Origin of the sequence: Duganella sp. 1411 (assembly GCF_017833525.1) — a bacterium.
In the GTDB taxonomy this organism is placed as follows: Bacteria; Pseudomonadota; Gammaproteobacteria; order Burkholderiales; family Burkholderiaceae_D; genus Rugamonas.
Map to the genome: position 1 here is coordinate 1942514 of NZ_JAFICD010000001.1, position 14125 is coordinate 1956638.

Below are 14125 nucleotides of genomic sequence, written 5' to 3' on the forward strand. Positions count from 1 at the left end.
GCACAGACGAGCGTGATCCGCCGGGTGAAATCTTACGATCAATTCAAAGGATATTTCAACGGCTCGGCAGGTGTTTTGCCTTTCGTCCGCTCCAAGGCCTCGACATCCTCGCCGGTCAGCCCGGCGGTTTGTGCCAGCGCCGCGATCGCGTCGCCAAGCCGGACACGCGTCTGCGGCGTTACCGCTGCGGCGAGGATCTCGCGCACTTCGGCCTCGGTGCTGCGGCCATGCTCGGCGGCCCGCGCCCGCAGCGCGCGGTGGACGTCGTCAGGGAGATTCCGCACAGTTAACATCGCCATACCATCACCTCATCAAACGCGTTCGGTGCCTGCATTTTATCGTATTGAATGCAGCGGCAGCGCGTAATCCGCCTGCCCCGCGTACGAATCGCCCAAGAAACTCAAGCCTCGTAGTCACCCGGCCCGGCGAACTCGACCCGGTTGCGGCCCCGCTGCTTGGCGCGGTACAGCGCCAGGTCGGCGCGCCGCACCAGCTCCAGCCCGGCGGCCGGGTGCGCCGGATCGAACTCGGCCACGCCGAAACTGGCCGTCACCGCCAACGTGCGCCCCTCGCCGATGTCGAACGGCGTCGCCGCCACCGCCGCGCGCATCGCCTCGACCCGGCCGGCGCCGGTGGCCTGGCTCAGGTCCGTCAGCAGCACCAGGAATTCCTCGCCGCCGTAACGCCCCACCAGGTCGTAGGCGCGCAGGCCCTCGCCCAGGCGCGGCACCAGCTCGCGCAGCACGGCGTCGCCGGCCAGATGGCCGTGGGTGTCGTTGATGCGCTTGAAGTGGTCCAGGTCCAGCAGACACAACAGGAAGGTGCTGCCGTGCCGCTGCCCCTTCAGGATCGCCTGGTCCATCATCTCCAGCATCGCCACCCGGTTCCACGCCTTGGTCAGGCCGTCGCGCAGCGCGCGCTCGCGCAACGCCTCCTGCGACAGCTCGAGCTCGCGCGTGCGCGCCTCCAGCTCGCTGGTGCGGGCGCGCACCAGGCTTTCCATCTCGGCGTTGTGGCGGCGCAGGCCGCGCACCCGGTAGCGGTACAACTGCCACAGCGCGAACATGGCGACGAGCGCGCACAGCAGGAAGAACCCGTTGCTCAGCCACCATGGCGGCAGGATGGTGAAGCGCAGCTCGCGCACCTCGGACTTGCTCTGGCTATCGACATTCTCCACCGCGTACTGCAGCCGGTATTGTCCCGGCGGCAGCGCCGCGTAGCGCAGGCGCGGCACGGCGGTGGTGGTCCACTCCGTCTCCAGGCCGGCCAGCCGGTAGCGGAAGCGCAACGCCTCACGGTGCTGATAACTGAGGCTGGCCATGGTGAAATTGAGCGAGCCGGCCGACCACGGCAGCGCGTCGCCGTCGCGCAACGTCAGCGCCCGGCCGTCGCGCTCGGCCGCCTCGACGATGGCCGACATCGCATACGGCGCGAACAGCCGCCCGGGCCGCTTGACCTGCGAGGCGCCGTTGGCGCTGGCCAGCCACAGCGTGCCGTCGACCTCCTCGTAGACCGGCCGCGCATTGAGCCCGTTCCACACCAGGCCGTCGCTGCTGTCGAACTGGCGCCATTCGTGCCGGTTCCACACCAGCAGGCCGGCATCGGTCGTCAGCCACAGCCAGCCGTCGCCGTCCTCGTGGATGCCGGTCAGGTTCTTGTCGCGCAGCAGCGGCACCGATTGCGCGCGCTTGACCAGGCCGCGCTCGCCCACCTCGGCGCGCCACAGCACGCCCGTGACCTGCCCCAGCCACAGCGCGCCGTCGGCCGCGCACGCCATCGAGTCGAACTCGGGCGCCCCGGCGGCGGCCAGCGCGTAGCTGTCCCAGCGGCCCTCGCGCAGGCGCCACAGCGTGTCGGCGGTCATGAACCACAACGTGCCGTCGGCGCCCTCGCAACTGCGGCGCGTCTGCGCGGTCAACAGGCCGCTGCCGACGGGCAACCCGGCCGGCAGCGACGGCGTGGCGCCCGATTCGGGCCGCTCGATCACATACAGGCCTTCGCCGGTGCTGATCCACAGGCGCCCGCGGCGGTCGACCAGCAGCTTGAAGATCATCGGCATGGTCGCGACCTGGGTCACGGCGCCGCTGTGGGCATCCTCGCGCATCAGCGAGCCGACGTAGCTGGAGGTCCACAGATTGCCCTGGTGGTCCAGCGCCATGCTGTTCCATTGCTCCGCAGGATAACCGGGCACCGGCAGCGCCCGCGTGGCGTTCGGCCCGGCCAGCATCGCCAGGCCGGAACGCGTGCCGATGCGCATGCGGCCCTCGCCGTCGCGCAGGAAGGCGAACACCATGTCGTCGGGCAGGCCCTGCGCGCCGCCCCAGTTTTCCCAGTTGTCGTAACCCATCCAGCGCACCAGGCCGTGGCCGCCCGTGCCCAGCCACAAGCCCTGATCGCGGTCGACCAGCATGGCCGGCACCCCGCCGCCCATCTTCAAGCCGTTGGCCGCGCCTAAAAATTGCCAGCGCCCAGTCGCCCAGCGCGCCAGCCCGTGGTCGACATTGATCAGCACGCGGCCGTCGGCATCCTCCACCAGCGCCGTGGCCATGGTGGCCTTGCGCATGACGTCGCCGGGCGGGGTGCGGTCGATGAAGCGCTCGGCGCCCGGTTCCAGCGCGATCACATGGTGCGCGCCGCGCGCCCACAAGGTGCCGTCGGCCGCCCGCAGCAGGTTGAGCCAGTCGTCGTCCGGCACGCCGTCGGCGGCGCCACGCACGCCCACCCCGCCGGCGCCGGCCACACACAGCGACTTGTCGCAGCCCATCCACAGGCGGCCGTCGCGGTCCACCATGACGCCGAGCAGCTGGTCCAGCGCCGGCCGGCGCTGGCGTTCCTCGCGCGAAAAAAACAGCCGCGCGTCAACCTTGCCGCCGGCTTCGGACAGCCGCAGCAATTGGTTGGTACTGACCACCAGCACGCTGTCGTCCGGGCCGTCCGCCAGCGGTTGGCCGGGAATGGTGAAGAAAGTCTCGCCCTCCTTGGTGACCGGCACCAGGCGCTCGCCCTTGCGCAGGTACACGCCATCGCTCGTGGCCACCCACAGGCGCTGGCGGCGGTCGCTGAGCACGCCGGTGACCTGGGTGCCGGTCATGCCCTCGGCCTGGCCGAAGCGGCGGAATTCGGCGCCGTTGTAACGGAACAGGCCATTGTCCGTGCCGACCCACAGGTAACCGGTCTGGTCCTGCGCCAACGCGTTGATCGCCAGGTTGCCCAAACCATCCTGCTGGGTCAGATAGCGCAGCGGTAATTGCTGGGCGCGAGCGGCCCCGGACCATGCGCTCGCCAGCAACACCGCCAGGGCGAGCACGACGGGTGACAGGAATGACAACATGTAGCGGACCCGGCATTAAATGATGAACTTGCATTGTAGCAATCAAAAACCCGCCGACTGTCGCCCGTGACGGGTTTTTTCCACGCCGACCTCCCAATTGGTACATGACGCCGCGCCGGCGCGCTCCCTACACTGGCCCGGCAGTACATAAAAAACCGATAACGGGAGACACCATGCAACTGAAAAAAACCTCGCTCCGCCACTGGACGGCCGGGCTGTGCGGCGCCATCGCGCTGGCGGCCGGCGCCGCGCCGCCGCCACCGGCCGACCTGGTCGTGCGCAACGGCCAGATCCACACGATGCGGCGCCCGGCCGAACAGGTCCAGGCCTTCGCCGTGCGCGACGGCCGCTATGTGGCCGTCGGCGACAACGCCGCCATCGACCGGCTGGTCGGCCCCGCCACCCGCGTCATCGACCTGGCCGGCGCGATGGCCATGCCGGGCATCGCCGACGTCCACATGCATCCGCTCGACGGCGCCTACGAGGCCCTGTTCGCGTGCGACATCGGGCCCGGCGGCGATCTGCCAGGCATCTTGGCGCGCGTGGCCGACTGCGCCGGCCGCGCCGGGCCGGACGACTGGGTGGTCGGCGGCGCCTGGAGCGGCGCCCTGCTGGCGCAGCTGGCCACGCCGGCCGCGCTGGCGGCGCTGGACCGCGCCGGCGCCGGCCATCCGGTGGTGTTGCGCGACGACTCCTTCCACAACCGCTGGGCCAACAGCGCCGCGCTGCGCCTGGCCGGCATCACGGCCGCCAGCACCGCGCCGGGCAACGGCGTGATCGACAAGGACCCGGCCAGCGGCGCGCCGACCGGGTTGCTCAAGGAATTCGCCGCCTTCGCCACGCTCGAGCAGGCGATCCCGCCGCGCACCGACGCGCGCCTGGCGCAGGCGGCCGAGGCGGCCGGCGCGACGCTGGGCGGCTACGGCATCACCGCCGTCCAGGACGCCTTCAGCAACGAGGCCATGCTGCGCGTCTGGCGCCAAACCGACCGCGACGGCAAGCTGCCGCTACACATGGTCAGCTCGCTGGCGGCGATGCCCACCGCCAGCGCCGGCGACGCCGCCACGCTGGCGCTGGTCGACCACCGCCGGCGCTACGCCGGCGCCCACCTGCACCCGACCTTTGCCAAGCTGTTCCTCGACGGCGTGCCGCCGGCGCGCACCGCCGCCTTCCTCGATCCCTACCTGCCCGACCAGGAACACGGCGCCCACTTCCACGGCAAGAGCAATTTCACCCGTGCGCAGCTGGCCGACCAGTTGGCGGCGCTGGACCGGCGCGGCGTCGCCGTCAAGCTGCACGCCACCGGCGACGCCTCGCTGCGGCTGGCGCTCGACGCCATCGAGGACGTGCGCAAGCGCAACGGCATGCCGGGCCAGCGCCACCAGATCGCCCACGCCTCCTTCATCGCCGCCAGCGACATCGGCCGCTTCAAGCGCCTGAACGTGACGGCCGACATCTCGCCGATGCTGTGGTATCCCACCGGCCTGGGCGCCGCCACCGCCGCCGCCATCGGCCCCGAGCGGGCCAACCACATGTTCCCGGTGCGCGACCTGATCAAGGCCGGCGCGCTGGTGGCCGGCGGCTCCGACTGGCCGGCCGGCCAGGCCACGCCCGATCCATGGCGCGGCATCGAGGGGCTGGTCACGCGCCGCGACCCGCTGGGCGCGGTGCCCGGCGCGCTGTGGCCGGAACAGGCGGTCGACCTCGACACGGCGCTGCGCATCTACACCATCAACAGCGCCACCGCGATGGGACTGGGCGCCACCACCGGCTCCATCGTCCCCGGCAAGTCGGCCGACTTCATCGTGCTGAACCAGGACCTGTTCGCCGTCCCGCCCGAGCGCATCCACGACACCAAAGTGCAGCACACCTATTTCGAAGGCCGTCCGGTCTACACGCGCCCCAACAACTAATTGAAGGACTCATCATGCGCTTACCCGTTGCGCGCCAGCCGGCGCCGTTCCGTCACGCCCCTGCCTTCTCCCTCTGGCTGGCCGCCGCCCTGGCGCTGCTGCCGGCCGGCGCCGCCCGCGCCGTCGAAGGCGGCGCCCCGATCACGCCGTTCGGCGTCAACGACTTCGGCGCCGGCATCCTGCCGCCGCCGTCGGACCTGCCGGCCATTGGCCTGCGCGCCACCAGCTACCACGCCAACCAGTTGCGCGACGACCAGGGGCGGCGCTCGCCGGTCGGCGCCGACCTCACCGTCAACAGCGTCGGCGTGGCGCTGATTAAAATGACCCGCACCACGCTGTGGGGCGCCAACTACGGTTATGGCGCCGTGCTGCCGGTGCTGGACATGAAACTGGCGCTGACCATTCCCACCCCGGCCGGCCCGCTGCGGCAAGCGGGCGAGCGGCGCGCGCAGGGCGATCTGCAGCTGATACCGGTGGCGCTGCAATGGACCGCGCCGGGGCTGTTCCAGTACGCGGCGCTGCTGGTGCAGGCGCCCACCGGCGCCTACGATCCGGCGCGGCTGGTGAACCCGGGCACCAACCACTGGAGCATCGTGCCGGGCTACGCGTTCACGCACATCGGCGCCGGCGGCTTCGAGGTGTCGTCGAGCATGCAGCTCAACATCAACAGCCGCAACCGCGACAACGGCTACCGCTCCGGCGCCGAGTGGCAGCAGGAGTTCGCCGTCGGCCGGCATGTGGGCGACTACACGGTGGGACTGGGCGGCTACTTCTACCGCCAGGTCGGCGACGACCGCCTGCACGGCAGCGGCATCGGCAACCGCGCCGGCGTCAGCGCGCTCGGCCCCAGCCTGAGCTTCTTCCGCCCCGGCTCGGGCCTGCCCAACATCTGGCTGCACGCCTACAAGGAGTTCAACGCCAGCAACCGTTCGCAGGGCACGCAGATCGCCGTGCGCGCCGCCTTCGTGCTCTGACGGGCGGCGGCGTCAGGCCGGGCCGCCGCGCTCGAGCACCTGCGCGGCGGCCGACGTCAACATCAGCCCCACCAACTCGGCCTGGCGCGCGGTGCCGGTCTTGGCGAACACCTGCTTGACCTGGCCGCGCACCGTGCCGATGCCGACGCCGCGCCGCGCCGCGTACTGCTCGAGCGTCTGGCCGGCGACCAGGCCGGCCGCCAGGCTGGCCTCCGCCGCGCTCAGCCCGAACAACGACGCGATCGCCGCCGGCGACAGGACCGCGCCCGCGCCGGCGGCCGTCAGCACCACCAACACGGCGTTGCCGTCCCGCTCCGGCGGCGACTGCAGCGCCACGTGCAAGCGCTGGCGCGGCTCGCCCAGCGTCAGGAAAGCGCCGGCGCGCCGGCCGTCGGCGACCTCGGCGATCAGCGCGCGCAAGCGGCCGTCGTCGTCGCGGCGCGCCACGCGCAGGCGTCCGCCCCACTGATCGACGCCGTGTCCGGCCTCCAGCAGCGCCCGCGCGCTGCGGTTGCTCCATTGCACCCGGCCGTCGCCGTCGCACATGAGGATGCCGGCGCGCAGCTGGTCCAGATGCCGCTGCAGGCGCCGCTGCCGTTCGGCCTGCGCGCCCAGCGCCTGGTGCAACTCGCAGGCCTGCCGCACATGCGGCGCCAGCGCGGCGAAGCGCGCCGCCTGTTCGGCCGAAAAGTCGCCGCCGTCGCCCAGGCCACGGTGCAGCGCCAGCGCCAGATAGGCGCCCTCGCCGGCCGCGCACAGCTTGCCCATGAAACGCCCCAGGCCGCGCTCGGCCAGCTGCGCCTGCAGGCGCGACTGCTCGGCGTCGCCCGGGTCGAACAAGTCCTCGTCGCGCACCACCCGGTCCAGGCCGCGCGCGAGGCGGCGCATGGCGATGCGCGGATTGCCGGCGTCGGCCAGGCCGGGGTTGGCCGCCGCCTCGCCGGCCAGCGTGCCATGGTCGGCCGTCGACCAGGCCACCGCCAGTCCGGCATGACCGCGCTCGATGCGCTGCACGACGGCCGAGCGCGCGCCGGTCTCGCGGCAGATCCGATCGAGCACGCCGGGCCAGCGGCCCGGTTCCCCGGGGCAAGCATACAGATGCAGCAACAACTGGTCGGAGACAGTCATGGGACTCGTCCTTAGGCTGGAGAATGCGAAGACGGCGACGGGTGGGTTTCAATTTGCAAGACTACACCAGCGCGGACAACAATGCATCAGCCAAAAATCCCTTGTTGACATAGCATGGCGACACGGACACACTTTACTGATGCAATCCGCCGCGACGACACTTCCTTGCCCACTGATTATGCGAACCAAAGGCTGGCTGGCGTGGGCTTTGCTCTACGCGGCGCTCGGACTGGCCGGCATCCACGCCCGCGCCGAACAGCTGGTGATCGACTACGTCGTGTCCAATACGCCACAACGCACCACCTGGGTCAGCATCATCGGTGAATTCGCCGCCGCCAATCCGGACATCGAGATCATCAATCAGGGCTATCCGCAGGAGGAATATAAACGGACTTTCACCGCGCGGCTGCGCTCGGGCCGGGCCGACCTGGCGTTCTGGTACGCGGGCGAACGTTTGCGCGACGCCGCCAGGAACAAGCTGCTCGCGCCGCTCGACGCCGATCTGGTGGCGCTGCTGAAGAAAAAGAACTTCTCGCCGGCCACCATCGAAGGCACCCGCATCGACGGCGCCGTCTATGGATTTCCGCTGTATTACTATGTCTGGGGTTTTGTTTACCGCAAGTCGCTGTTCGACCGTCTCGGCATCCGCCCGCCGGCCACGTGGAGCGAGTTCCTGCAAACGTGCGAGCGCCTCAAGGCGGCCGGCGTGACGCCGCTGGCGGTCGGCGCCAGGAGCGGCTGGCCGGCCGCCGGCTGGTTCGACTATCTGAACCTGCGCATCAACGGCATCGAATTCCATCGCAAGCTCACGCGCGGCGAGGTCCACTTCAACACGCCGCAGGTGCGGCAGGTGTTCGATGTCTGGGGCGATCTGCTGCGCAAGGGCTACTTCTTCGAAGCGACCATCGACCAGGAGCCCGAGCGCGTCATGCCCTACCTGTACCGCGATCGGGTCGGCATGGTGCTGGCCGGCAGCTTCGTCGCCTCCCGGTTTCCGGCCGCGATAGGCGCCGACATGGGCTTCTTCGGCTTCCCCAACTATTCGCCGCACATGCCCACCTACGAGGAGGCGCCGATCGACGTGCTGGTGCTGCCGGCCCGGGGCTTGAATCCCGGCGCCCGCAAACGCTTCCTCGCCTTCCTGGCCGACACCGGCGCCATGCGCAAGATCGCCGAGGCCGACCAGACCTTGTCGGCGCAGGTGGATCCCGATCCGCGCCCGATCTGGCTGGGCGACGCCCCGAGCCGGGTGTGGGGCCGCGCGGCGGGCCTGACCTATTTCTTCGACCGCGACGCCAAGGCCGAACTGGTGGCGCCGACCTACGACGGTTTGCGCCGCTTCCTGAAACCGCCCCATGACACCGGCGATGCGGTCCGCTACATCGACGACGCGATCAGGAAGGCCCGCGCCGGCGGCAAGTAGCGCCGGCGCCCGTGCTGGCGCCCCCCTTCATTTATTGCTACACTGCGCCGCATGCACATACTCCTGGCCGAAGACGACACCATCCTCGCGGACGCGCTGGACGCGCAATTGCGCGGCGCCGGCTACACGGTCGAACTGGCGCCCAACGGCCCGGTCGCCGAATACCTGCTGTCGCGGCAAACCTTCGACATGGCCATCCTCGACCTCGGCCTGCCGATGGTGGACGGCCTGACCGTGCTGCGCCAGTTGCGCGCCACCAATCAACACATGCCCGTGATCGTGCTGACCGCGCGCGACGGGCTGGAAAGCCGGGTGGACGGCCTCGACGCGGGCGCAGACGATTACATCACCAAGCCTTTCGATTTCCCGGAACTGGAAGCGCGCGTGCGCGCGCTGATACGCCGCGCCACCGCCGGCGCGGCCGCCGCCTCGCAGGGCGCGGCCGCCGAACTGGGCTTCGGCCACCTGCAGTTCGACCCCAGGGCGCGGCGCGCCAGCGTGGCCGGCGAGCACATCGAACTGAGCCCGCGCGAGTGGACGCTGCTGGAACTGCTGCTGGTCAACCGCGACAACGTGGTGACCAAGGAGCAGATCGCCCAGGCCTGGACCAGCGACGGCGGCGGCCTGGGCGCCGGCAACGCCACCGAGGTCTACATCCACCGGCTGCGGCGCCGGCTGGAGGGCTCCGGCGTCGACATCCGCACGGTGCGCGGCCTGGGCTATCTGCTCGAGGCCGACAGCAAGGCCGCCTCCCGCGCCGGCTGAACGCTATCGGCGGTCTGACTGCTGATGCAATGCAAGGAGGTGCGATGGGAACCGTACCCAAGACAATAACCAACGACAGTGAATACATCCGCGACTTGATCCGACGGGAACAGGAGCGTGGCGCAGAGACAGAGGCTATCCGAGCCGCATTGATTGAAGGGGAGGCCAGCGGCGAGCCGACATCTTTCGACGTCGCCGCCTTCAAACAGCGAATGTTGGCCGCCCGTGGCTGAATATCGGCTGACGCCGGCTGCGGAACGCGACCTTGAGTCGATCTGGATTTATACCTCGCAGCGGTGGAGCATCGACCAAGCCGATCGTTACATCGACATGTTGACCGCGACGCGGACAGCGCCGCGTCCACCATGTCGTCGGTGCGCATGACGGATTCCGGATTGAGCGCCGACAGCGGCACGCCGGAGATGTCCCAGACCTCGGTGGCGGTGGACGCGGGCAGCACCGCCTGCACCCGCACACCGGTTTCGGCCAGCTCCTCCCGGTTTTATTCCTGCGACGGCTCAGGTGATCTTCAGCGCGTTGGCATAGGCCAGCGCCGGCCGGTCGGCCGGCAAGGTCACCTGCAGGCCCTCGGCGGTTTGACGGAACGCCAGCGCCGGCCCGCCGCCGAGCAGCTCGACGCGGGTGACGGGCCGCGCCAGGTGCGCGCCGCCGCTGCCCATGGCCGCGATCGCCAGCTGGCCCGATGCCGGCCATCCCATGACGAAGGCATACACGGCGTCGCCCTTGGAGGTGAAGCGGATGTCGGCCGCCGAAAACGGCTTGCCCTTGCCCTCGTTAAAGCCCGCGCCCGACATCGGCGCGCCCGCCGCCGACGCCACCGGCCCTTCGCCGAACATCGTCCACGGCCGGGTGTCGTAGATGGCCTCGCCGTTGACGGCGATCCAGCGGCCGATCTCCTCGACGATGGCGCGCTCCTGCTCGTCGATGGTGCCGTTGCCGCGCACCGGCACGCTCAGCAGCAGGTTGCCGTTCTTGCTGACCACGTCGATCAAGGTGTGCACCACCGTTTGCGCGCTCTTGTACGCCTTGTTGTCGTACACGCGCCGGTCGTAGTGCCAGTTGCCGATGCAGGTGCAGGTCTGCCACGGCAGCTCTTCGATCTTGTTGCTCTGGCCGCGCTCGATGTCGAGCACCATGCCGCGGCGCTGCTGGGCGTTGAGGATCTTGCCGTTGACGACGGCCTCGAGCTTGCCCTTGCGCGCGATGGAACGGTTGTACATGTGCGCGGCCAGGCGCGGGCCGGCGTCGCTGAACGGCCACAGCGGCAGCACGGTGTCGTCGTAGTACACCAGGTCGGGGTCGTAGTTGTCGATCAGGTCGCGCGTGCGGTTGAAGAACTTGTCGTTGTAGGCCTGGTCGGGAATCGACGCGCCGCCGCCCCAGTGCCATTGTTCGTGCTGCACGCCGCCGTCGCCGCCGGATTTGCTCGGCGCGTGGTTCTGCGCGTACAGCGCCTGCGGGTCGAGCCCTTCCCACCACTTGCCCTTGCCGTCGGCGCGGGTGAGCTTGCCATCGTAGGGGACGCCGGCGTACGGGCCGTTCTTGTCGGCGCCCTGCGCCGTCTCGTACCAGGTCCACGCGTGCGCGGCGTGCACGCTGACGCCGAAGCGCAGGCCGTTGGCGCGCGCAGCCTTGCTCCAGCCGCCGATCAAATCCTTGCGCGGTCCCATGCTGGTGGAATTCCAGCGCGGCTGATGGCGGCTGTTGTACAAGTCGAAATTGTCGTGGTGATTGGCCAGCGCCACGAAGTACTTCGCCCCGGCCCGCTTGTAGAACGCCACCAGCGCGTCCGGGTCCCACTGCTCCGCCTTCCACTGGTGGATGATGTCCTTGAAGCCGAACTTGGACGGATGGCCATACGTGCTGACGTGGTGGCGGTAGGCGTCGCTGCCCTCCTCGTACATCAGACGGCCGTACCAGTCGCCGTACTCCGGTTCGCATTGCGGCCCCCAGTGCGCCCAGATGCCGAACTTGGCGTTGCGGAACCAGTCGGGGGTCTGGTACTTTTCCAGCGAATTCCAGTCCGGCGAAAACGGCCCGGCGGCGATGGCGCCCGGCGCCGGCGCGGCCAGCGCGTCGGCGGCGCGCGCGACACCGGACAGCGCGACGGCCGGAATGGCCGCGCCCATGTGCTTCAACAAATCCCTGCGCTTCATCCTGTCTCCTTGGCGATATTTTTTTATTGTCCAGGCACGGGCCGCGCGCCGCAATGGTCAAAACCGCTAAACCGGCGAACAAAATCGATCAAGCGGACGCATGCCCGGCGCGCCTACCCGCCCTGGTCCTGCACCGACAGCCGGTAGACCGTGGTCTGCCGGTACACGGTCCCCGCCTGCAGCACCACCTTCGGCCAGGCGACGCTGGCCAGGTTCGGCAGCGCGTCCGGTCCCAGGCGGAACACGTCCGGCCCCAGCGCGGGCGCGGAGGACGCGCCGGCCAGCACCGGCTCGGGCATGGCGCGCCGCTTGCCGGCCCAAAACGCCACGGCCGCCTCGGTGGTGTACATCCGCAGGCAGCGCCCGGAGCCGGGATCGAGCACGCTGGCCGCCTCGCGCAACGCGCCCTGCCCGCCCGTGTAATGGCCACGCACGAAGAAACGGTGATCGAAGCCGCCGGCCGTGCCGGTCTGGCTGTCCGGCCAGCTCAGGCGCGCGCCGATGGGCGCCGGCTGGCGGAAGTCGAACGGCGTGCCGCCCACCGTGGCCACGCCGACCGGCGTGCCGGCGCCGTCGATTTCGACATAATAATCGGCGCCGATGCGCAGCATATGGTCGCCGACGTCGGTGCTGCCGCCGTTGAGGTTGAAGCAGGGATGGGGCGCCGACTCCAGCGTGGCCGGCGAGCGCGCCGAGGCGTGGTGGTCGATGGTCAGGCTGCCGTCGTCGTCGAGGCGGTAGTCGAGCCGGTGGTCGCCGCGCCCGCTGGGCGACGTCAGCAGCATGGCCACGCCGCCGCCGGCCTGGCGGCCCTGCCACCGGGCCGCCGGCGCGGCGCCGGGCGGGCCGCCGGCCACGTCGCGCCCGCCCAGCAGCACATCGGCCATGCGGCCATAGCGGTCGGGCGTGCGCCACGAGCGCAGTACCCCGCCGCGCTCGCTGATCGTCACCGCCATGCCGCCGGCGTTTTCAAGCGTAAACAGGCGGCTGTCGTCCGGCTCCAACAGGCAGCCGGTAATTCGGTTGGTCATCATTGCAATGCGGGGCTTTCTGATCGAGAACGGCACCATGCCATTCTGCTATCCCCGGCATGGCGTATCAATTATGAAAATCACTAAGCGAAGCAACGATTCTGGCGAACCGCCCCACGCCTGCCCGTTGCGACCCGGGCGGCTCAGCCGGCCCGCGCGCCGGCGCCGAGCGCGCGGTCGCGGTAGGCGCGCGGCGTGCAGCCCAGTTCCCGCTTGAACACCAGGTGCATGTACTGGCTGGACGTGAAGCCGCAACCGAGCGCCACGTCGGCGATGCTGCGCTCGCCCCCCTCGAGGCCGGCCTTGGCCGCGTCGAGCTTGAAGCGCAGGATCATGTCGTGCACGCTGCAGCCCAGCTCCTCGCGGAAGTACGCCTCCAGCGACGAGCGCGACACGCCCACGTGTTCGGCCACCTGTTGCGTCTTGATGCCCTGGCAGCCGTACTGGCGGATGAAATGGCAGGCCCGCATCACCTGCGGATGGCGGATCGCCTGGTGCTCGCTGGAGGCGAACACGTTGATGCCGGCCGGCGGCACTTGGATGCGGGTGTCCGCCTGGCGCACGCCGTGCAGCATCTGGTCCAGCAGATGGGCGGCGGTGCGGCCCATTTCGCGCGCGCCCTGGATCACCGAACTGAGCGGAATGCGGGTGAGCATGCGCACCATCGGGTCGTTGTCGATGCCGATCAACGCCACCTGTTCCGGCACCTCGATGCCGGCAAGTATGCATGCCTGCAACAATTGGCGCGCGCGGGCGTCGGTCACGGCGATGATGCCGACCGGCTTGGGCAGGCTGCGCAGCCAATCGATCTGGCCCCGCACCGACTCTTCCCACGACGACGCGCTGGTCTCGCAGCCACGGAAGATCTCGCCTTCCATGCCGTCCTCCCGCATCAGGCTCAGAAAGGCGTTTTCGCGCTCCTGGGCCCAGCGGTTCTCCGGGGCCTCGGGCAGGCTGAACATGGCGAAGCGCGGCAGGCCGACATCGATCAGGTGGTCGCGCGCCAGTTTGATGAGCTTGAAGTTGTCGGTCGCCACGTAGGGTATGCCGGCCGGATAGTCGGCCTCGTTGGCGTAGGAGCCGCCCACCGCCACCACCGGCACGCTGCAGCGCGACAGCGCCTCGGCCACGGCGGGATCGTCGAAATCGGCGATGATGCCGTCGCCCTGCCAGCGCTCGATGCCGGCCAGGCGCAGTCGGAAATCTTCCTCCAGGAACAAATCCCAGGCCGCGCGGGTGCCGCCCAGGTAAGCGGCGATGCCGGCGGTAACTTCCCGATCGAAACTTTTATTTGCATTGAACAACAAGGCAATCCGACGTACTTTGCTAGTCATAGTCCAGGTCTCCGTGTGTATTTTTTTATCCGGGCGCTTTATGGCAGCG

General features: G+C 69.7%; 12 protein-coding genes and 1 pseudogene. 6 read left to right on the plus strand and 7 right to left on the minus strand.

Features of this window, described 5'->3' with window-relative positions; all coding sequences use genetic code 11:
* Positions 1–38 precede the first annotated feature (38 nt).
* A complete protein-coding gene (locus JOD97_RS07920) occupies positions 39–299 on the minus strand; it encodes a plasmid stabilization protein (RefSeq protein WP_209714965.1) in 261 nt (86 codons plus the stop codon).
* 101 nt (positions 300–400) lie between these two features.
* Positions 401–3331 carry a diguanylate cyclase gene (locus JOD97_RS07925; RefSeq protein WP_209714969.1) on the minus strand — a complete coding sequence of 977 codons (2931 nt, stop codon included), beginning with the start codon at positions 3329–3331 and terminating at the stop codon, positions 401–403.
* Positions 3332–3504: 173 nt separating this feature from the next.
* On the opposite strand from JOD97_RS07925, the gene JOD97_RS07930 reads away from it, so the two are divergent.
* Both JOD97_RS07930 and JOD97_RS07935 read left to right on the plus strand, forming a co-directional pair.
* The gene (locus tag JOD97_RS07930; RefSeq protein WP_209714973.1) at positions 3505–5244 is read left to right on the plus strand and encodes an amidohydrolase; all 1740 of its coding nucleotides are present in this window, start codon (positions 3505–3507) and stop codon (positions 5242–5244) included.
* Positions 5245–5258: 14 nt separating this feature from the next.
* Complete coding sequence (locus tag JOD97_RS07935) at positions 5259–6218, plus strand: transporter (protein WP_209714976.1); 960 nt, start codon at positions 5259–5261, stop codon at positions 6216–6218.
* Positions 6219–6230: 12 nt separating this feature from the next.
* Here JOD97_RS07935 and JOD97_RS07940 read toward each other — a convergent pair whose 3' ends face one another.
* Complete coding sequence (locus JOD97_RS07940; RefSeq protein ID WP_209714978.1) at positions 6231–7346, minus strand: PAS domain-containing protein; 1116 nt, start codon at positions 7344–7346, stop codon at positions 6231–6233.
* Positions 7347–7524: 178 nt separating this feature from the next.
* Here JOD97_RS07940 and JOD97_RS07945 point away from each other — a divergent pair, with 178 nt between their 5' ends.
* Genes JOD97_RS07945 through JOD97_RS07960 form a run of 4 tightly spaced genes read left to right on the plus strand, consistent with a single transcriptional unit; the run spans position 7525 to position 9918 of the window.
* A complete protein-coding gene (locus tag JOD97_RS07945) occupies positions 7525–8769 on the plus strand; it encodes an ABC transporter substrate-binding protein (RefSeq protein WP_209714981.1) in 1245 nt (414 codons plus the stop codon).
* Between the two features lie 51 nt (positions 8770–8820).
* A complete protein-coding gene (locus JOD97_RS07950) occupies positions 8821–9534 on the plus strand; it encodes a response regulator transcription factor (RefSeq protein WP_209714983.1) in 714 nt (237 codons plus the stop codon).
* 44 nt (positions 9535–9578) lie between these two features.
* Positions 9579–9767 (plus strand): type II toxin-antitoxin system ParD family antitoxin, encoded by a 189-nt coding sequence (locus tag JOD97_RS07955; RefSeq protein ID WP_209714985.1) that lies wholly within the window; start codon positions 9579–9581, stop codon positions 9765–9767.
* On the plus strand, positions 9760–9918 hold the full coding sequence (locus tag JOD97_RS07960; RefSeq protein WP_209714988.1) for a type II toxin-antitoxin system RelE/ParE family toxin: 159 nt from the start codon (positions 9760–9762) through the stop codon (positions 9916–9918). The genes JOD97_RS07955 and JOD97_RS07960 overlap by 8 nt, the downstream gene beginning before the upstream one ends.
* Here the strand turns inward: JOD97_RS07960 and JOD97_RS33235 are convergent.
* The 4 genes and pseudogenes from JOD97_RS33235 to JOD97_RS07975 form a co-directional block, all read right to left on the minus strand.
* A pseudogene (locus JOD97_RS33235) lies at positions 9881–10033 on the minus strand (SDR family oxidoreductase); the annotation flags it as partial. The gene JOD97_RS07960 and the pseudogene JOD97_RS33235 sit on opposite strands and share 38 nt — an antisense overlap.
* A 19-nt stretch (positions 10034–10052) precedes the next feature.
* Positions 10053–11711, minus strand: coding sequence for an alpha-L-fucosidase (locus JOD97_RS07965; RefSeq protein WP_229264227.1), 1659 nt, complete (start codon positions 11709–11711; stop codon positions 10053–10055).
* Positions 11712–11824: 113 nt separating this feature from the next.
* A complete protein-coding gene (locus JOD97_RS07970; protein ID WP_209714991.1) occupies positions 11825–12742 on the minus strand; it encodes a galactose-1-epimerase in 918 nt (305 codons plus the stop codon).
* 143 nt (positions 12743–12885) lie between these two features.
* Complete coding sequence (locus tag JOD97_RS07975; protein WP_209714993.1) at positions 12886–14076, minus strand: DNA-binding transcriptional regulator; 1191 nt, start codon at positions 14074–14076, stop codon at positions 12886–12888.
* Positions 14077–14125: the final 49 nt, after the last annotated feature.